Below are 19807 nucleotides of genomic sequence, written 5' to 3' on the forward strand. Positions count from 1 at the left end.
CTTGATGAAGTTGATCTGTGTGGACGGATGCTTACATGTTGATCGGCTCGAACTGCCTCTCGTCGACCTGTGCCTTGTGCTTCTCGTGCCACGGATCAGGTTCACCGTCGAGCGAGAACAGCAGGCGCTCGTACAAGGCCTTGCGATTTTCCGCATCCTCCAGAATCTTCTTCTTCACATGATCGAGTCCCACCCGCGCGATGTAATGCACGGTGCGTTCGAGATACCAGCCCTCTTCGCGATACAGTTGCAGGAATGCGCCGGAGTACTCCAGGACTTCCTCGTGGGTTTTCAGCTTGACGAAGAACTGCGCCACCTCGGTCTTGATGCCGCCATTGCCGCCGACATAGATTTCCCAGCCGGAGTCGACACCGATCACGCCGACATCCTTGATGCCGGATTCGGCGCAGTTGCGCGGGCAGCCGGAGACCGCGATCTTGACCTTGTGCGGCGCGTACATGCGCCACAGTGCGCGCTCCAGTTCCTGCCCCATGCGCGTCGAATCCTGCGTGCCGAAACGGCACCATTCGGAACCGACGCAGGTCTTCACCGTGCGCAGCGCCTTCGCGTACGCGTGGCCGGACGGCATGCCGAGGTCTTGCCACACCGCCGGCAAGTCTTCCTTCTTCACGCCCAGCAAGTCGATGCGCTGGCCGCCGGTCACTTTCACCGTGGGGATGTGGTACTTGTCGACCACATCGGCAATGCGGCGCAGCTCGGATGCATTGGTCTCGCCGCCCCACATGCGCGGGATCACCGAGTAGGTGCCGTCCTTCTGGATGTTGGCATGCGCGCGTTCGTTGATGAAGCGCGATTGCGGATCGTCCTTCGCTTCATGCGGCCAGGTGGAGATCAGGTAGTAGTTGAGCGCCGGGCGGCAAGTCGCACAGCCGTTCGGCGTGCGCCATTCCATGAACTGCATGGTGTCGGCGATGGTCAGCAGCTTGTTGACCTTGATCGCATCGCGCACTTCCTGATGCGTGCGATCGGTGCAGGCACACAAGGGCTTGACCTTGTTGGCGGAAGAATAATCGCCACCGACGGTTGCCATGATGATCTGCTCGACCAGTCCGATGCAGGAGCCGCAGGACGCGGATGCCTTGGTGTGCTTGCGCACGTCTTCCAGCGTGAACAAGCCCTTTTCCTTGATGGCCTTGACGATGCTTCCCTTGCACACGCCGTTGCATCCGCAGACTTCCGCGTCGTCGGGCATGGATGCAGCCGCCGTGAACCCTGCGTGCCCGCCATCGCCCGGACGTCCGGTGTTGGATTCGCCGAACATCAGGGTGTCGCGAATGTCGCTGATGTTCTTGCCTTCGCGCAGCAGCTTGAAATACCAGCTGCCGTCGACTGTGTCGCCGTACAGGCAGGCGCCCACCAGCTTGTCTTCCTTGATCACCAGCTTCTTGTACACGCCGCCGATCGGATCGGCCAGCACGATTTCTTCCGTGCCTTCGCCGCCCATGAATTCGCCGGCGGAGAAAAGGTCGATGCCGGTCACCTTCAGCTTGGTCGAGGTGACCGAACCCTGATAGCGGCCGATGCCGAAGTTCGCCAGATGGTTGGCGCACACCTTGGCCATTTCAAACAGCGGCGCGACGAGGCCGTATGCGGTGCCGCGATGGTTGACGCATTCGCCGACTGCGTAGATGCGCGGATCGTAGGTTTGCATGGTGTCGTTGACGACGATGCCTCGGTTGCAGTACAGGCCGGCGGATTCGGCCAGCGTGGTATTGGGACGAATGCCGACCGCCATCACGACCAGCTCCGCCGGGACTTCGAGGCCGTCGGTGAAACGGATCGACTTGACCTGTCCGTTTTCATCGCCGACGATTTCCCTGGTGTTCTTGTCGAGCAGGAATTTCAGGCCGCGGTCTTCCAGTGACTTCTGCAGCATCTTGCCCGCAGTCGGATCGAGCTGCCGCTCCATCAGCCAGGTGGGAAGATGCACAACGCTCACGTCCATGCCGCGCTGCTTCAGGCCATTGGCCGCTTCCAGGCCGAGCAGGCCGCCGCCGATCACGATCGCGTGCTTGCGCGTCTTCGCGGCTTCGATCATGGCGTTGGTGTCGTGGATGTCGCGATAGGAGATCACACCTTTCAGATCCTTGCCCGGCACCGGCAGCATGAAGGGCGTGGAGCCGGTCGCCAGAAGCAGCCGGTCATATTCCGCGACGTTGCCGTCTTCCGCGATCACCTGGCGCTTGACGCGATCGATGCGCACGATCTTCTTGCCGAGATGAAGGGTGATGTTGTTCTGCGCATACCAGTCGACATCGTTGAGCATGATGTCCTTGATGGTCTGCTCGCCGGCCAGCACCGGGGACAGCAGGATGCGATTGTAGTTCGCGTACGGCTCGGCGCCGAACACCGTGATGTCATAGATGTCGGGTGCGATCTTGAGCAACTCTTCGAGCGTGCGCACACCCGCCATGCCATTGCCGACCATGACCAACTTCAGCTTCTTCATTAAAGCTCCTTCCTTAACTTCCCTAATCGGCTTCGTCATCAAAGCCATGAAAACAGTCCTGTCGCCATATAAGCAAGAGAGGTGCCAAACCCTGCAGCGCCAAAACGCACCGGGATGAAGACGAAATTGCACCGCCGCAGTGCAGCAGGCCGGTTCGAGTGGTGCATTGCTTCATGCACGCTAATAAAAACCATGGCACACCGCTTGCATCGGGACACGCAATTCCAACCCAAGGCACAAAGGAACATCGTGAAAAAAAAATCTTCGTTCTGGAAGGCGGGTCACACGCCGACCCTGCTCGCTTCCTTCTTCTATTTCGACCTGAGCTTCATGGTGTGGGTGTTGCTCGGCCCGCTCGCAGTGCAGATATCGAAAGACCTCGGATTGACTCCGGCCCAGAAAGGATTGATGGTCGCGACACCGCTGCTGGCAGGCGCGCTGCTGCGCATCGTGATCGGCGTGCTGGTCGATCACCTGAAGCCGAAGAAGGCCGGTGCGATCGGCCAGCTGATCGTGATCGCCGGCCTGATGTGGGCCTGGCTCGGCAGCCTGAAGACTTATGACTCGATGCTCACCCTCGGCATCCTGCTCGGCGTGGCGGGCGCGGCCTTCGCAGTCGCATTGCCGCTGGCGTCGCGCTGGTATCCGCCCGAACACCAGGGCACGGCGCTCGGCATCGCCGGCGCAGGCAATTCGGGCACGGCCTTCGCCGCGCTGTTCGCGCCGTCGCTGGCGATCGCATTCGGCTGGCAGAACGTGTTCGGCCTGTGCCTGATTCCGCTCGGCGTCGCATTCCTGGTGTACATGATCTTTGCCAAGGATTCCCCGGCCGCGCCGCCGCCGAAGGCGATGATCGAATACCTGCATGTGCTGAAGGACAAGGACGCCTGGTGGTTCATGTTCTTCTACAGCGTCACCTTCGGCGGCTTCTCCGGGCTGGCGTCTTCGCTGACGATCTACTTCAACACGCAATACGGCCTGTCGCCGGTGACCGCCGGCTATTTCACCGCCGCCTGCGTGTTTGCCGGCTCGCTGGTGCGCCCGATGGGCGGCATCATCGCCGACCGCATCGGCGGGATCAAGACCCTGTCCTTCATGTATATCGTCGCCGCGCTGTTCCTGTTCATCGCCAGCCTCGGCGTACGTTCGCCCATCCTCGCCCTGCCGGTGTTCATGGTGGCGATGCTGGCGCTGGGCACCGGCAATGGCGCGGTGTTCCAGCTGGTGCCGCAGCGCTTTCGCAAGGAGATCGGCGTGATGACCGGACTGGTCGGCATGGCAGGCGGCATCGGCGGATTTTATCTGGCATCTAGTCTCGGCTATTCGAAGCAGATCACCGGAAGCTACCAGTTCGGCCTCACCGTTTTTGCCTCCCTGGCCATCGCCGCCCTGCTCGGCTTGAGCGCGGTCAAGGAACGCTGGCGTACTACCTGGGGCAGCGCCGCAATGACGACCGCCAGGATCTAAATCTGTTTAAAATCAGCTACGGCGGCTGCAACGAAAATTCGTTGCAGCCGCCGTAGTCATATCCATCCCACATATCGGGTGACATCCGCCATGCCCCTGTCCATCAGCATCGGTCATGCGACGCGCGCCGGCCCGCGCGAGCGCAACGAGGATTTCGTCGGCATGGTCACGCCCAATGAACCGGAGCTGTCGACCAAGGGATTCATCGCGGCGATTGCCGATGGCGTGTCGGGCAACGACGGCGGACGCGAAGCCTCGGAATACACGGTGCGCGGCCTGCTCGCCGACTACTATGCGACACCCGATACCTGGCCGGTAACGCAATCGCTCGATCGCGTCATCAAGGCCATCAACAGCTGGGTGCAGAAGCAGGGGTCAGCGCGCGCGGAATTGTCCGGCATGGCAACCACGCTCACGGCAGTGGTGCTGCGCGGCGGCTTCTACTATTTTTCGCATATCGGCGACACGCGGCTGTACCTGCTGCGCGGCGGTGCCCTGACCCGCCTGACCACCGATCATGTGTGGGATCGCGCGGAAATGCGTCACGTCCTGACGCGCGCCATCGGCCTCGATTCCCATGTCGCCCTCGACCACGGCATGGGCGAGCTGCAGGAACGCGACGTGTTCCTGCTGGCGTCGGACGGTGTATGGGCATGGACGACCGAATACGACATGACGCATCATCTGTCGCAGCTCGCACTGGGACAGCTCGATGCCGGCGACACGGCAGACGTGCTCGTCGATAATGCCCTGGCCGCTGGCTCGGTCGACAACTGCAGCGCCCTGGTCCTGCGAATCGACGCCTTGCCCGAAGCAAACCTGCGCGATGCCTTGTCGGCGTCGCAGCAACTGCCGGTCCCGCCGAAGCTGAAGCCGGGGCAGAGCATCGACGGCCTGGAGGTGGAAGCGCTTGTTCACTCCTCGCAGGCGACCGTGCTGTACCGCGTGTTCGACCCGAAATCGCAGCGCCAGCTGGTGCTGAAGACCTTGCAGGCCGACCGTGCCAACGACCCGCACGAGCGATCCGCGTTCGCGCAGGAGGAATGGCTGGCCAAGCGCGTGGTCGCACGCTTTTTTCCGCAGGTGATCACACCGGAACACAAGAACTACCTGTATTACCTGACCACCTGGCACGACGGCCAAACGCTGCAGCAGGCCTTGGACAAGGGCGCGCACTTCACCGCACCGGAAGCCGTGGCAATCGGCGAAAAACTGGCGCGCGCGGTCGGCGCCCTGCACCGGCGCAACATCATTCATCGCGACATCAAGCCGGCCAATGTGCATCTCGGCACGGACGGCGAGCTGCGGCTGCTCGATCTGGGCGCCGCACTCTCTGGCGCCGAAGAAGACCATCCCATCGAAGCCCCGCAGGCGGGCACTCCGTCCTTCCTCGCGCCCGAACAGTTCGACGGCGCGCCGCCTTCGCCCCAGACCGATATCTACGCGACCGGCGTGACGCTGTATCGCATGCTGACCCGCCATTACCCCTATGGCGAGATCGAGCCCTTCCAGCGGCCGCGATTCGGCGAACCGACACCCCCGGGGCGTTATCGCCCGGACGTCCCGATCTGGCTGGAAAACGTCCTGCTGAAAGCGATGGCGCGCGATCCCGCCGACCGCTTCGAAACGGCCGAGGAATTGCTGCTTGCGCTCGGGCGCGGCGCCAGCAATCCGTCCGTGGCACGCATCGCTGCGCCGCTCGCCAAGCGCGACCCGGCCGCGCTATGGCGCGCGGTGGCGGTGATTTCGATCGTGATCAATCTCTTGTTGATTTATCTGATCGCCGCGCACTAGTGTCCTGAGTTAGAAATTCGCAGACAAAAGCGTTCGATGCTGGCCAAGATGTCGTCGGCGGATTTGGTCCAGACAAACGGCTTGGGATCGGCGTTATTGAGTTTCAGGTAATGCCGAATGGCGTCCTCCAATTGACAGGTCGAACAATGGGTTCCCCGCCTGCTAGTCTTGGTTCGCTTGGTCCAAACTGTGCCGCAGTTCCCCGCACAACGAAGCAGTGTTACGGGCGGCCCGCGCTTTCCTTTAAAATGGAGCTTTGCAAAAAGCTTGCCACCATGATTGTTCTCGGCGTCGAATCCTCCTGCGATGAAACCGGCCTGGCCTTGTATGACACACAACACGGTCTGCTGGCGCATGCGCTCCACTCCCAGGTCGCGATGCACGAGCAATACGGCGGCGTGGTGCCGGAGCTCGCCTCGCGCGACCATATCCGGCGCGCGATTCCCTTGCTGGAACAGGTGTTGCACCAGGCCGGCTTGCCGCGTTCGGCCGTCGACGCCATCGCCTACACGCAGGGGCCGGGGCTGGCCGGCGCGCTGCTGGTCGGCGCATCGATTGCCTGCGGGCTCGGACTGTCGCTCGACAAGCCGGTGCTGGGCGTGCATCACCTTGAAGGACATCTGTTGTCGCCTCTGCTGTCGCGCGACCCGCCGGTTTTTCCGTTTGTCGCCCTGCTCATCTCCGGCGGCCACACGCAACTGATGCGCGTGGACGGCGTCGGCCAGTACACCCTGCTGGGCGAAACCATGGACGATGCGGCCGGTGAAGCATTCGACAAGTCGGCCAAGCTGCTCGGCCTCGGCTATCCGGGCGGCCCGGCGATTTCCCGGCTGGCGGATTTCGGCGATCCCGGCGTCTATGAATTGCCGCGTCCGATGCTGCATTCCAAGGACTTGAACTTCAGCTTTTCCGGTCTGAAGACGGCGGTACTGACGCTGGTGAAGAATCGCATTGCCAACATTTGCGAACAGGACAAGGCGAACGTCGCGCGTGCCTTCGTCGATGCGATTGTCGATGTGCTGGTGGCGAAATGCCTCTCCGCGCTCAAGCAGACCGGCATGAAGCGACTGGTGATCGCGGGCGGCGTCGGCGCCAACCGGCAGTTGCGCGACGCGCTCAATGCGGCGGCGCAGAAGCGGCGCTTTCGCGTGTACTACCCGGAACTGGAATTCTGCACCGACAACGGCGCAATGATCGCGTTCGCCGGTGCGATGCGCCTGCAAATCAATCCCGATGCAGCAAAGCGCGACTACGCGTTCAATGTGCGGCCGCGCTGGCCGCTGGATGAAATCAAGACGATCTGACGCAAACGCGTTGAGCGCGTCGCGGGAACCTTGGAGCAGGTTGCCGTACTAAAGAAGCGAGCGGAAGCTTGAATGAAAGCAATTTCATCTACAAGCCCGCGCCCTTTCCTTGAGCGCCCGACAACATGCATTGCAAACCTCCGCTCATCAGATTGCTTTTCACCCGATCGCTGCTGGCGCTGGCCGTCGCGTGCGGACTGTCGCCTGTCCTGTGCCACGCCGGTGACGCTGACAATGACGAAGATGACATCGCGCAGAATCTGCCGGAGCTACCCGGCGACCATGCGGCGCCCGGTTATTTCGATCTGGCCAGGGACAGCGCTGCTGTCGGATATGAAACGCGCTTCGAAACACTGAATGCGACGCTCGACCAGTACTTCGGCCTTGCGCCGTCCGTCACGCTCGACTACGGCCTGCGGCTCGCCGACAAGCTCGGCGCGGGCGGCATCTACCGCCGCGACAGCACGCAGTCGGAGCTGGTTCTCAACGGAATCTATGCGCCCAAGCGCAATCTCCGCTTCCGGCTCACCGGCGCGCAATTGCGCAGCGTCGGCCAGTCCTTCGACGGCGAATCGGCAACGGTCTTTCAAACCAGTTACCTGGTCGGCGCAAAAAAATACTGGAACAGCTACCGCTACCTTTCCGACATCGGCATCGCGACCTACGTCGTCAGGGCGAACGGCGCGCCGGAGCCGATGAGGGCCGATACGGAGTCGATCGATGGCAGCGACATGCCGGCCGGCCCTCTCCCGCTCGGTGATTTGCGTGGCTACCGGCTGGATCTCGGCATGCAGCCCGGCCCGCAGTCGCGCATCGAATGGCGGCGCGAAATCGGACGCCTGACTTACTTTTCCGACGGCGACCGGATCGATGCAGCGCTCGTCTCCAATCGTGTCCGGTATTCGCACCGTCTCGGCGACTGCACGAAACTGCAAGGCGCGTACAACACGAATTCCGCTGCGGATCACATGGATCTGAAGCTCGCCAGGAATAGCTGGTCGCTGGGCGTTTCGCAGGAAATGGAAGGTGCGCGCGCTACCGCGATCAGCTTCAGCTACGCGATACCGCTCGGCACGCCGGCGCATCATCAGGACAATTGCGACGACGCCGTCGAAGGTCCGCCACGCTTCGCTCCCCTGCTGGATGCGGCGACACAGCGGCCGCCGCAATTGCCGGAAGAACCCCTGACGACCATCGTCACGCCTTGATGCCGGGAATTTAGTCGAGGCCCGGCTGCGACAACATGAACGACAAGGGTTGCATGCCGGAGGCATCGTCGCCTTGCTCGATCACATCGAGCAAGGCCTGCAAACCCTTGTCCAATTCCGACAATCCGCCATGGTCGAGCTTGCCCAAGGCTTCGGCCAGCAGGCCGCGCGCCGGCTTCGGCGCTTTCTTGAGCAGCTCGCTGCCCTTCTTGGCCAGCATCAGCTTGACCACCCGTTGATCCTGGGGATCGCGTGTCTTTTGCACGTAGCCGTTCTTCACGAGTGCATCCAGCAGGTTGCTGGCAGTGGTTTGGTGAATCGCGAGCTTGCTTGCAATTTCACCAACGCGCAATCCCGGGAAATCATGCAGTTCCTGCAACATCCAGAGCTGCGCGCCGCTGAGACCGCATTGCTTTTCAATCCATGCCGAATGCCTCTGCGCGGCACGAATGACTATGCGCAGCTTTTTCAAAACTTGCATATGCGTCATCTCCGCGTTTTCGGAAGGTGTGGCGCAAGTTTTACTCTTTGTATTTCTTGTTGCCATTCGGACTGCTCCAGATGTATATTTCCCTGGGTATATATTTGGGGAAATATATTAACTGGATCGATTGTAATGTTTTTATGGAATGTCGACTTGGTGACCAGGCAGCTGGTTCCTGACGACGGCACCTCCACCCTCAAGGCAAGTGCTCCCATTTCATTTATTTCGCTTGCCGCATTGCGGCAGGCTCGATTCATTTTCAACCATTTCAACAATCCGATAAGGAGATTTGCATGCATCACATTAAATTGAAAGCTTTGATTGCATTTGGCACCATCGCATTGGCAGCCTGCTCGTCGACTCCGGTCAATACGCCTGCAGACAGCAGCGCAGCAAAGCCAGCAGCCGCCGCACAAGCCGATACTCGCCAGGTGGCGACCGTTGATGCTACCAAGGACCCTTTGAACGATCCGAATGGCCCCCTGGCAAAGCGCAGCGTGTATTTCGACTATGACAGCTACCTGCTGAAAGACAACGCCAAGCCGGTCGTCGAAACGCACGCAAAGTATTTGAGCTCGAACAAGGCACGCAAGGTTGTCATCCAGGGCAATACGGATGAACGCGGTGGCGCCGAGTACAATCTGGCCCTGGGCCAGAAGCGTGCGGAAGCCGTTCGCAAGTCCCTCGGCGTGCTGGGCGTGCCGGATTCGCAGATGGAAGCCGTTTCCTTCGGCAAGGAAAAGCCCAAGGCAGCTGGCCACGATGAAGCTTCGTGGGCCGAAAATCGCCGCGCAGACATCGTCTACCGTTAATTGCGGCATCGCCGACGCCGGCCGGCGTCGGCAAGTGTCGTGACCGTCCGGATTGCTGCACGCGTTACATCGTCAATGAGGTAAGCATGGGAAGCAGTCTTCACGCCGCCGCGTTTGCGCGGCATGTCGCGCGAGGGTCACGACACTGTTGCACGGCAGTCGCACTGGTATTGCTCACTGCCTGCGCCACGCGCCAACCCATCCCGAGGACTGCACCAAAGCCGGTCAGTCCGCCAGTCGCGGCGCCGACGCCATCCGTTCCCGCAGCACCACCGATCGCACCTGTTGCGCCTGTTGTACCTGTTGCACCTGCGACGCCGCCCGTATCGCCATCACCCCAGCCCGCATTGCCTCCTGCCGCAGCACCGACGCCGCCCGACAAGGCTGCCGCATTGCAAGCCTGGGTCGATCAGCAAGAGCGTCTCTATCGCGTCGCCGGACCCTTGCTGATCAACAATACCGAGCTGTGTCCGCGTCATGTCCGCAATCTGCTCGGCTTTACCGCGAAAAACCAGTATTCCTACACCGATGATCTGACTGCTGTCGCGCATTCCGCGCTCGGCCTTGATGCTCGCCTGCGCGTAATGAGCGTGCTGCCCGGCAGCGCTGCCGAACAGGCCGGCCTGCGCAAGGGCGATGTCCTGCTTGCCAGCGGCGTCGACCCCTTGCCGCAAGGACCGAACGCGGAACATGAAGCAGCCTCGCTTATCCGCGCGGAAATGCAGGGCCGTTCCAGCGTCGACCTGAGCATCCTGCGCGACGGCGAGCGGGTGGCGCTCGAAGTGCCGCTGACTTCCGCCTGCGCCATGTCGATCGATACCGGCAATTCCGGTCAGGTCAACAGTTATGCGGACGGCAATCGCGTGCTGGTCACGCAAGGCATGCTGCAGTTCGTGCAATCCGATGAAGAGCTGGCGTATGTGCTGGCAAAGGAAATCGCGCACAACATCCTGGCTCCCTCGGAACGGGCCGATATGGCGGCGGTCATCGACCGGCTGAAGATACCGGCATTCGACGGCGCAAGCACGACGTTGGTGGATGAAGTCAGGCCCTATCCGGCGACGTCCGATGCCGATGCCGACCGGCTGGCGCTTTATCTGCTCGCGCGCGCGGGCATCGATATCGAGCACGCGCCGGCATTCTGGAAGCGGCTCGCGGACGCGTATCCGGAAACCGTTTCGGGCAGCTACACCGCGCTGCATCCCGCAACGGCCGAGCGCCTGTCGGTCATGACGGAAACCATCCGGACCATCAAGGACAAGCAGGCGCAGAACCTGCCCTTGCTGCCGGCAGGCGCGGAATCCGGCGTTACATCCGGGGTTACGCAGCGTTGAGGGCCACCAAAGTGGCCGATGAGATTTATTTCTTCTTGCTGCCGATGCGGCTTTCCTTGCCGGCCATCAGATTCGCGATGTTCTGGCGGTGGCGGAAAATCAGCAGGCCGCTCATCACCAGGATCGCCAGCAGAATGGCGTCGAAGCCGAACAGCAAGCCGTAATAGAACGGCGCGAAGATGCTGGCAATCAGTGCGGCCAGCGACGAATAGCGGAAGGCATAGGCAATCACCAGCCAGGTGATCATGCTTGCCAGACCCAGCCAGCCGTTGATGCCGAGGAGTACGCCGAGCATGGTCGCCACGCCCTTGCCGCCGACGAACCTGAAGAACACCGGCCACAGGTGACCGAGAAACGCCGCCACCGCGACAAACGCGATGCCGGTATCGTCCACGCCGAATTGCGGTCCGTAGTGCTGCGCGATCCACACGGCGAACCAGCCTTTCGCGCCATCGCCCAGCAGCGTCAATGCCGCAGCCGCCTTCTTGCCGCTGCGCAGGACGTTGGTGGCACCCGGATTCTTGGATCCATAAGTGCGCGGGTCGGACAGGCCGAACAACTTGCTGACCAAGACAGCAAAGGAAATCGACCCGATCAGGTAGGCACCGATCACAAACAACACTGTATTCATTCTCTCCCTCTCACAATTTGCGCGGCTCCACCCACGAATCAGTCTGCCAGGGCGCAATTGACCGGCTTGGCGGGCAACACCCTGGGCAGGATCGCCGGGTCTATGCCGACCAGGAATCCGCGCCGGCCGCCGTTGATATAGATTTTGTCGAGCGCAAGGATACTCTCTTCGACATACACCGGCATCGTCTTGCGGGTCCCGAAAGGCGAGGTGCCGCCGACCAGATAGCCGGAATGCCGGTTCGCCACTTCCGGTTTGCAGGGCTCGACCGACTTGCAGCCGATCTGCCGCGCCAGGTTCTTGGTCGACACCTTGCGATCGCCGTGCATCAGCACGATCAGCGGCTTGGCCGCCTCATCCTGCATGACCAGGGTCTTGACCACATGATGCTCGTCAACACCCAGTTCGCGCGCGGAAACAGCGGTGCCGCCGTGCTCCTCGTAGGTGTACGGATGCTCGGAAAACGCGATGCCGTGCTTGCGCAGAAACTGGGTCGCCGGCGTTTCGGAAACGTGTTCTTTCTTTGCCATTGCTTCACTCGAAAATTGCTGCACATTATGCAGCAAGATGGCCTGTTTCGGAGAGCTCGCAAAGGGGTATTGTGGAAAAGGCATTTGTCCACGGAAAACACGGAAATCACGGAAGAGGCAAAAGCTCGAACAAGATTCCGTGCCTTTCGTGTTTTCCGTGGACAAATCAAGCCGCCGGCAATATCGACGGCCGCCGCAGCAACTCGGCGAACTCCTCCGCCGTCACCGGCTTGCTGTAGTAATAACCCTGCGCCAGCACGCATTGATTGGCGCGCAGGAAGGCCGCCTGTTCTGCCGTCTCCACGCCTTCCGCGATGACGTTCAGGTTCAGGCTGCGCGCCATTGCGATGATGGCGCTGATGATGGCGGCATCGTTCTGTCCGTGGCCGATGCCGCGCACGAAGGATTGATCGATTTTCAATGCATGGATCGGGAAGCGCTTCAGGTAGGACAGACTGGAATACCCCGTACCGAAATCGTCCACCCACAACTGCACGCCCATGTTGCTCAGGAGCGTCAGCGGCGCGAGGTTTTCTTCGCTCGGTTGCATCAGGATGCTTTCGGTGATTTCGAGTTCGAGCGAGGTCGGCGGCACGCCGGCTTCCTCCAGCGCGCGCGCCACCATGTCCGCAAATCCCGGCTGCAGCAATTGGCGCGCCGACAGATTGACGGCGATGCCCAGATCCACATGTCCGGCGTCGCGCCAGCGCCGCAACTGCGCGCAGGCCTCGCGCAGGACCCATTCGCCGATCGGCTGGATCAGCCCGGTCTCTTCGGCGATCGGAATGAATTCAATCGGCGAAATCGTGCCGCGCTCCGGCTGATGCCAGCGCAGCAATGCCTCGGCCGAGCAGATCACGCCGCGCTCCATGTCGATCTGCGGCTGGAAGGCCAGGCTGAATTCGCCGCGTGCGATGGCCTGGCGCAGCTGATTGGCAATGATCAGGCGATGCTGTACCGCCGCATTCAGGCTTTCGGTGTAGAACTGATAATTGCCGCGCCCTTTCGCTTTCGCGTGATACATCGCGGTATCGGCGGCGCGCATCAGGCCGTCGGCATCCTCGCCATCGGTGGGATACAGGCTGATGCCGATGCTGGCGCTCACATGCAGTTCGTGGACACCCACATGAAAGTCGGTCTTCAGTTCGTCCAGGATCTTTTGCGCGACGATCGCGGCCGCATGATCGTTCTCCGTATCCGGCAGAATCAGCAGAAACTCGTCGCCGCCCAGGCGCGCCAGGCTGTCGCCCTTGCGCAGGCATGCTTGCAGTCGCTCGGCCACCATCTGCAGCAACTGATCGCCGATCTGGTGGCCGAGCGAATCGTTGATGTGCTTGAAATAGTCGAGGTCGATGAACATCACCGCGACCGCCTTGCCGGTGCGCTGGGCCTGCACCACGGATTGCTTCAGTCGGTCCTGCAGCAATGCACGATTGGGCAGGCCGGTGAGCGCGTCGTGATGCGCCATGTAGCTGATGCGTTCTTCGGCCTGCTTGCGCTCGATCGCGATGCCAGCGATGCGGGCAGCGATATCGGCCAGCCGCAATTCCGCCGGCGCCGGCTCCGACACGACCGGGTAGTACATGCCGAACGCGCCGAGCACGACGCCGTTCTGCGACACGATGGGCGTCGACCAGCAGGCGCGCAGGCCGTGCTTCAAGGCCAGCGCACGATAATCCTTCCACCGCGGATCGTTTTCGATGTCGGTGACGATGACGCGCTCGCGGCGGTACATCGCCGTGCCGCAGGAGCCGGCCTGCGGGCCGATCGCCGCCCCTTCCAGGCTCGCGGAATAGCTCTCCGGCAGACTGGGCGCGGCGCCCATGCGCATATGCACGCCATCCTCGTCGAGCAGCATGATGAAGCCGCGCATGTCTTCCGCCTGCGACTCGATCATCAGCACCAGGCTGGCGAGCACATCGCACAGCGGCGCACCGGTGGCGATCATCTCCAGCACGCGAGCCTGTCCGACATGCAGGGCTTCGGCCTGCTTGCGCTCGGTGATTTCCTTGCCGGTGCCGCGATAGCCCTTGAACACGCCGTCCTCGTCGAACACCGGTTCGCCGCTGACGCTGTGCCAATGCCAGCGCCCGTCCGAGGCGCGCACCTTGTACTCCATGTTGAAGAAAGGCTGGTGCGCGTTGAGGGTCTGCGCATGCGTTTCCCGCAGCGCGGAATCCATGGACGACAACTCCGTCAGCAAGTCCTGGCGCCTCTTGCCGATCACGTATTCCGGTGCGATGCCGCCGACCCGCCGCACGCCTTCCGACAACATGGTGTAACGGAAATTCTCGTCCTGCTCCCAGTACCAGTCCGATGACAGGCTGGTCAGGCTGCGGAAGCGCTCCTCGCTCTTGACCAGTGCCTGCTCGGCGCGCTTGCGCTCGATGAACTGGCCGATCTGGCTGCCGAGGATTAGCATCATGTCGATGGTTTCCGGATCGGGACCGCGCACCTGCCTGGTGAAAAACGCCATCATGCTGTTCACCTTGCCGCCGGTCAGGATGGGAAACGCGAAATTGCCGCGCAAGCCGATCTCGACCGCTTCCCGCGCGCGCCGGAATCCGGGCTCGCCGGTGACGTCCGATACCCAGATCGGACGCCGCGTCTGCATCACGCGACCGGGCAATCCGACCGAGGGCGACACCAGCTTCTTCCATCCCGCGGCGACAAATTTCGAGGGTGCCACCGATGGCGCTTCCCAGCATTCCGCCAGTCGCAACACGTCGGCTTTTTCGTGCACCTGCCACAGTTCTCCGATCTCCCAGCCGTACTGCTCGCAAATCACGTGCAGCACTTGCGCCGCCGCGTCACTGAACGAGGCGGCGGCGGCCAGTACGCGCGTGACGGCGAATTGCAAGGCCTGGCGCTGCTCGCTTCGTTTGCGGTCGGTAATGTCGCGGATATTGCATTGCACGACCCGCACCTCATCCACGCTGTAGGCGCTGCAAACGAATTCGGCATCGATCACACGCCCGTCCCGGGTACTGAGCGGCAGCGAGTCGCAACGCACCGCGTCCTTGCTCTGCATTTCGCCGAACACCGCGCGGTAGACCGTCAGCTCCGCGAAGGACCCGATCTCCCACAGTTTCCTGCCGACGAATTCTTCGTAGCGATAACCCAGCATGTCCAGCAGATACGAGTTCGCATCCGTGACGACGCCCGAGTCGGAACGCAACAGCAGGATGCCGTCCTTCGCCGTTTCGAACAGGCGGCGGTAGTGCGCTTCCGAGAGTTGCAGCGCATGCTCCATGCGGCGGCGCACGGCATTTTCATCCTGAAGGCTGGCATAGAGACGGGCATTCTCGAGCGAGATAGCCGCCTGCGCCGACAGCAGTTCGAGCACGCCGAGCGCATCGGGTGAAAAGGCGCCGGCAAGCAAGCTGTTTTCCAGATACAGCAATCCGACCAGTTCCGCCTGCTTGAAAATCGGCTGGCACAGCACTGATTTCGGCTGATGCTGGGCGAGGTAGGGATCGGATGCGAAGCGGGTATCGGCGGCCAGATTCTCGAGCAGCAATGTCTGGCGTGTGCGCCAGACGTAATGGACCACCGAGATCGGCAGCAGGCCGGATGATGCAATCTCGTGGTAATGCAGCCGCTTGACGTCCACCGCGCCGTTCGCATCGAGTTGCGCCTCGGCCTCGATCGCAAGGCGATTTTCATGCTGAAGAAGCACAAAACCTTTTTGCGCACCGGCCTGCTCGATCACGGTCTGCAGCAGCTTGCCCAGCAATCTGTCGAAAGTGATTTCGCCGGACAATGCCTGCGATGCCTTGATGACCGCCAGCGCATCGAGCTGCACGCTGCTCTTCAATGAAGTCTGATCGGTTGCGCCTCCATCATGTGCCTGCAGATGCGGATACAGCGATTCCAGCTGCCTGACCTTGCCCATCGCGCCCCAGCGCATGTAGCAGGCATGGGCATGGCGCAGATAGGTTTCGGCGCTGCGGCCGGAGCCGCGCGCGCGATAGAAATAGGACGCCAGTTCGTTGGCCAGCGCCTCGTCATGCACAAAGCCGTTCTTGGCGGCGAGCCGGATCGCGTCCTCGTATTGCCGCATCGCCTCCGTATCGCGGCCCTCGATGCGGGCAAGCTCCGCGGCGATCAGCAGGTAGCGGTCCTCGAAATTTTCCGGGCAGCTCTCCGCCCACTGCTTGAAATTCGCCAGGTGCGCCTTCAGCGTCTGCCGGAACTTCGACTGCTGTTCGGCCGTCACCTGCGTGAACAAGGCGGTCAGCGTCAGCGCGTGATAGAAATGGTGCGTGACCTCGATCGGCATGGATACCATCACATCGCGCATCAATGCCGCCTGGTTCGCCGCGTCCATCGCATCGCCGTAACGGCGATAGATGAATGAAGACGACTGCTTCATGACATGGTAGAACGCGATGCCGGAACGAAAGCGCGCATGCTTGAACACCTCAAAGCATTCCGTCTCGTCGAAGTCCTCGCTGCTGAAGCTGGACTGGTCCTGCGTGGCGCCTTGCAGGCAGGCGATGAATTGCTGCTCAAGCCGAATGGTGCGCGACGCGATGTCGTTGCGTCCCTGCTGCGCGAACGCGGCGAAGCGTTGCGCGGCCTTTTGCAAGTCCGGCAGCGGATCGCCTTTTTCCAGCAGTTGCCATACGCAGCGGTATGCCGCGTAACCGGCCCAGGACAGGTCGCCGACTTCGAGGCAGGCCCTGAACGCCGCTTCCAGCACCGGTATGTTTGCTGCGAAAGGCTGGCGCCAGAAGTTGAAGTAGTTGCCGTGCATGAAAAGCACCGGCCCCTTCATCCGCGGATCGTTGAACTTGTCGTTGAGGCGCAGCGCGAGACGGGAAAACGCGTGCCCGGTTTCGGGCTGACCGAATCGCGAGGTCAGCAGCATTGCGTAGCCGCTGTAGGCGATGCTGGATTTCTCGGTATTGCCGTGCTCGATGGAGAGATTGATCGCCTTGTACATGAAGAGCTGGTACAGCTCGGTGCGCGCAACGAAAGTACACGGCAGCAGGTCGACCAGCAGGCCGATGCACGCCACAATGATCGGATCGCTGGCCGGCGGCGCATCACAGAGGTCCTCCGGACGGCGATTGTCCAGCGCGGCCAGGACGCGGCTGTGTTCTTGCCGCTCCATCTCGGCGATCGCGCCGGCCGACTGCGGAAAGTGCATGCCGAATCGCGCCAGCCCTTCCAGCCCGGCGTTCACGCCATCGAAAAAGCGGCCCGAGGTCTGGCACAGATTGATGCGCATGCCGTAGATCCTGGCGCGGTCCAGGTTCGACCGGGCTTTTTCCAGAATCAGCTGGAACAATTGTTCTGCTCTTTCCGGATGGCCGAGCAGATGTTCGCACTCCGACAAGGCCACATGCAGCGCCAGAGTGTCGTCGTAATCCGATTCCCACGCATCCGGTCCGGACAATGCCAGGGCACGGGTGAAATAATTGCATGCCGCCGCGTACGCGGTGGCGGCCTTCGCGCGCATGCCGGCGCGGAAGTTGAGACGACGCGCCCGGTCTTTCTCGTCCTTGTCGCTGATCAGGTCAAGGCCCTGGTTGATCTGGTTGACGACGTCGAACACCTGTTCTTCCAGCGCCTCGACCGACATGCGGGCCATCAGGCGCCGGCCGATCCGCAGATGCTCGGCCGGCCGCGAGGCGGGTGTCACCAGCGAATACGCGGCTTCCTGGACGCGGTCGTGCAGGAACTTGTAACGTTCGCCAAGGCGAAACACCACGCCTGCGCGCACCGCTTCCGCCATCGCCGCGTGGGTATCGTTTTCCGATCGGTCCAGCGCCAGCGCGAGCACTGCGGTCTTCGCACTAGCCCCCAGGCAGGCCAATCGCCGCACGGCGTGCAGCGCGTTGACGGGGAGCCGCTTCAGTCGTTCGATCATGAAGTCGGCGACATTGTCGGTAAAGCCGTGCGCGCGGATGCGCTCGATGTCCCAGTCCCATCCCGGTATGCCGCGATCGAAATGCAGCAGATCCTGGTCATGCAGCTCGGACAGGAACTGAATGGCGAAAAACGGGTTGCCGTCGGTCTTGTCTTTCACCAGCTCGACCAGCGGCGCGACCTCGTAACGGCTGCGGTACAAGGCGTCGCTGATGAGCGCATTCAGCGCATCGTCGGACAGCGGGCCGAGCACCACGTTCGACACCGGCGTGCCGTATTTGCGCATTGCATCCAGGCTGAGATGGAAAGGATGACTGGCGTCCACCTCGTTATCGCGATAGGCGCAAATCGGCAGGAAATAGCGCGACTCGGGATCGGTCAGCAGCAGTTCCAGCAGAGCCAGGCTGGCTGGATCCGCCCATTGCAGATCGTCGAGGAACAACACCAGCGGATGCTCGCGTTGCGCGAACACGGTAATGAAATTGCGGAACACCATGCTGAAGCGGTTGCGTGCTTCGCTGGCCGGCACTTCCGGCACCGGCGCCTGCGGCCCGATGATCAGCTCGACCGGCGGGATCACTTCCACGATCAGCTGCGCATTCATGCCGAGGGCCTGCAGCAGCTTTTCGCGCCAGACGGCGATGCGTTCCTCGCTTTCGGCGAGCAGTTCCAGCACCAGTTCGGTCAAGGCTTGCACCATGGTCGCGTGCGGAATGTCGTGCTTGTACTGATCGAACTTGCCGGCGGCGAAGAAGCCGCGCTCATGGATGATCGGCTTGTACAGTTCGTTGACCAGCGACGATTTGCCGATACCGGAATAGCCGGACACCAGCACCAGTTCCGGCTTGCCGGTATGCAGCACGCGATCGAAGGCTTCGCGCAACAGGGCGATTTCCTGTTCGCGGCCATACAATTTCTGGGGCAACAGGAAATGCTCCGGCACATCGCTGCGCGCCAGGCCGAAACTGTTGATCGTGCCATGCGCGCGCCATTGGGCGAGGCATTTCCGCAAGTCGCGCAGCAAGCCGTCCGCGCTTTGGTAACGGTCCTCCGGCTCCTTCGACAGCAGCTTCATGACCAGCTCGGACAAGATCGACGGCAATGCGGCTTGCAGTGTCGAGGGAGGCACGGGCTGGCGCGCGATATGGCAATAGGTCCATTCCAGCGCATCCGCGGCTTCGAATGGCAGCCTGCCGGTCAGCATGCGGTAGAAGACCACGCCGAGCGAATACAAGTCGCTGCGCCGGTCCGGCGCGCGGTTCATGCGTCCGGTCTGTTCGGGCGAGATGTAGGGGCGCGCGTCTTCCATGTCGAGCGCACCGCCGATGTCCTGCTGCGCACTCGGCAACACGGTGGCGCTGCCGAAGTCGGCGATGCGTACCTCGTCATTGGCGAGGTCGAGCAGGATGCAGCCGGGATCGAGCGCCTGATGCACGACATTGCAACGATGGATGTCCGACAACGCGGACGTGATGCGGATCGCGAGTTCCAGGAAGCGATCGACGGCCAGAGGACCGGCAAGCTGCTGTTCCAGCGGCACACCGGAAAAGTCCTCCATCACCAGGGCCGGACGGCCCTGGCAGGCGTCCAGCGCCAGCAGGCGCGACACGGCATCGAGATCGAGTGAGGTGCAGATGTGAAAATCGTTGCGCAAGCGCTCCACGTGTGCCGCGCGGTATTGCTCGGGCACCACCTTGAGCAATACGGGCAGGCCGTCGGCACTGCGCACGCCGCGACATAGCATTCCTCTGCTACCGGTATGCAGTATTTCACTGACTGTGTACATCCCGTTCCCGATGAGTGTTTCGCCTGCGCTGCGTTGCCGCGCCCTCGCCTCTTCGCATGTCTTGTTATTCCCGCAACGCGCGGTCGATGCACGTCCGGTTATATTCCATT

11 protein-coding genes and 1 pseudogene are annotated in these 19807 nt (G+C 61.8%); 6 read left to right on the forward strand and 6 right to left on the reverse strand.

The window, feature by feature from the left end; translation table 11 throughout:
- Positions 1 to 31: 31 nt before the first annotated feature.
- On the reverse strand, positions 32 to 2470 hold the full coding sequence (nirB, locus tag VJ651_RS00610; protein WP_324105564.1) for a nitrite reductase large subunit NirB: 2439 nt from the start codon (positions 2468 to 2470) through the stop codon (positions 32 to 34).
- A 249-nt stretch (positions 2471 to 2719) separates the two neighbouring features.
- Between nirB and VJ651_RS00615 the strand changes: the two genes are divergently transcribed.
- Together VJ651_RS00615 and VJ651_RS00620 are read left to right on the forward strand one after the other, a co-directional pair.
- Positions 2720 to 3937, forward strand: coding sequence for a nitrate/nitrite transporter (locus VJ651_RS00615; protein ID WP_324105565.1), 1218 nt, complete (start codon positions 2720 to 2722; stop codon positions 3935 to 3937).
- Between the two features lie 90 nt (positions 3938 to 4027).
- On the forward strand, positions 4028 to 5731 hold the full coding sequence (locus tag VJ651_RS00620; RefSeq protein WP_324105566.1) for a bifunctional protein-serine/threonine kinase/phosphatase: 1704 nt from the start codon (positions 4028 to 4030) through the stop codon (positions 5729 to 5731).
- On the opposite strand, the pseudogene VJ651_RS00625 reads toward VJ651_RS00620, so the two are convergent.
- Positions 5728 to 5892: pseudogene (locus tag VJ651_RS00625) on the reverse strand (IS630 family transposase); the annotation flags it as partial. The gene VJ651_RS00620 and the pseudogene VJ651_RS00625 overlap by 4 nt on opposite strands.
- A 114-nt stretch (positions 5893 to 6006) precedes the next feature.
- Here VJ651_RS00625 and tsaD point away from each other — a divergent pair.
- Both tsaD and VJ651_RS00635 read left to right on the forward strand, forming a co-directional pair.
- On the forward strand, positions 6007 to 7035 hold the full coding sequence (gene tsaD, locus VJ651_RS00630) for a tRNA (adenosine(37)-N6)-threonylcarbamoyltransferase complex transferase subunit TsaD (protein WP_324105567.1): 1029 nt from the start codon (positions 6007 to 6009) through the stop codon (positions 7033 to 7035).
- 125 nt (positions 7036 to 7160) lie between these two features.
- Positions 7161 to 8243, forward strand: a complete 1083-nt coding sequence (locus tag VJ651_RS00635; protein WP_324105568.1) for a hypothetical protein — start codon at positions 7161 to 7163, stop codon at positions 8241 to 8243.
- Positions 8244 to 8253: 10 nt separating this feature from the next.
- Here VJ651_RS00635 and VJ651_RS00640 read toward each other — a convergent pair whose 3' ends face one another.
- Positions 8254 to 8724 carry a MarR family winged helix-turn-helix transcriptional regulator gene (locus tag VJ651_RS00640; RefSeq protein WP_324105569.1) on the reverse strand — a complete coding sequence of 157 codons (471 nt, stop codon included), beginning with the start codon at positions 8722 to 8724 and terminating at the stop codon, positions 8254 to 8256.
- Positions 8725 to 9020: 296 nt separating this feature from the next.
- Between VJ651_RS00640 and pal the strand changes: the two genes are divergently transcribed.
- Complete coding sequence (gene pal, locus VJ651_RS00645) at positions 9021 to 9539, forward strand: peptidoglycan-associated lipoprotein Pal (RefSeq protein WP_136417709.1); 519 nt, start codon at positions 9021 to 9023, stop codon at positions 9537 to 9539.
- A gap of 86 nt (positions 9540 to 9625) precedes the next feature.
- Complete coding sequence (locus VJ651_RS00650; protein ID WP_324105570.1) at positions 9626 to 10873, forward strand: M48 family metallopeptidase; 1248 nt, start codon at positions 9626 to 9628, stop codon at positions 10871 to 10873.
- Between the two features lie 25 nt (positions 10874 to 10898).
- Here the strand turns inward: VJ651_RS00650 and plsY are convergent, their stop codons facing one another.
- The 3 genes from plsY to VJ651_RS00665 all read right to left on the reverse strand — a co-directional run bounded on the left by plsY (position 10899) and on the right by VJ651_RS00665 (position 19697).
- On the reverse strand, positions 10899 to 11504 hold the full coding sequence (plsY, locus tag VJ651_RS00655; protein WP_324105571.1) for a glycerol-3-phosphate 1-O-acyltransferase PlsY: 606 nt from the start codon (positions 11502 to 11504) through the stop codon (positions 10899 to 10901).
- Between the two features lie 38 nt (positions 11505 to 11542).
- Positions 11543 to 12034, reverse strand: a complete 492-nt coding sequence (gene ybaK / locus VJ651_RS00660) for a Cys-tRNA(Pro) deacylase (RefSeq protein WP_324105572.1) — start codon at positions 12032 to 12034, stop codon at positions 11543 to 11545.
- Between the two features lie 166 nt (positions 12035 to 12200).
- Positions 12201 to 19697, reverse strand: coding sequence for an EAL domain-containing protein (locus VJ651_RS00665; RefSeq protein ID WP_324105573.1), 7497 nt, complete (start codon positions 19695 to 19697; stop codon positions 12201 to 12203).
- Positions 19698 to 19807 lie beyond the last annotated feature (110 nt).

It is taken from the genome of Noviherbaspirillum sp. (assembly GCF_035254865.1).
Lineage (GTDB): Bacteria > Pseudomonadota > Gammaproteobacteria > Burkholderiales > Burkholderiaceae_D > Noviherbaspirillum.

What these genes read in the sequence shown, in the direction of transcription:
- nirB (WP_324105564.1), bottom strand. Translation starts at nt 2,470, where the DNA reads ATGAAGAAGCTGAAGTTGGTCATGGTCGGCAATGGCATGGCGGGTGTG.
- VJ651_RS00620 (WP_324105566.1), top strand. Translation starts at nt 4,028, where the DNA reads ATGCCCCTGTCCATCAGCATCGGTCATGCGACGCGCGCCGGCCCGCGC.
- tsaD (WP_324105567.1), top strand. Translation starts at nt 6,007, where the DNA reads ATGATTGTTCTCGGCGTCGAATCCTCCTGCGATGAAACCGGCCTGGCC.
- VJ651_RS00635 (WP_324105568.1), top strand. Translation starts at nt 7,161, where the DNA reads ATGCATTGCAAACCTCCGCTCATCAGATTGCTTTTCACCCGATCGCTG.
- VJ651_RS00640 (WP_324105569.1), bottom strand. Translation starts at nt 8,724, where the DNA reads ATGCAAGTTTTGAAAAAGCTGCGCATAGTCATTCGTGCCGCGCAGAGG.
- pal (WP_136417709.1), top strand. Translation starts at nt 9,021, where the DNA reads ATGCATCACATTAAATTGAAAGCTTTGATTGCATTTGGCACCATCGCA.
- VJ651_RS00650 (WP_324105570.1), top strand. Translation starts at nt 9,626, where the DNA reads ATGGGAAGCAGTCTTCACGCCGCCGCGTTTGCGCGGCATGTCGCGCGA.
- plsY (WP_324105571.1), bottom strand. Translation starts at nt 11,504, where the DNA reads ATGAATACAGTGTTGTTTGTGATCGGTGCCTACCTGATCGGGTCGATT.
- ybaK (WP_324105572.1), bottom strand. Translation starts at nt 12,034, where the DNA reads ATGGCAAAGAAAGAACACGTTTCCGAAACGCCGGCGACCCAGTTTCTG.
- VJ651_RS00665 (WP_324105573.1), bottom strand. Translation starts at nt 19,697, where the DNA reads ATGTACACAGTCAGTGAAATACTGCATACCGGTAGCAGAGGAATGCTA.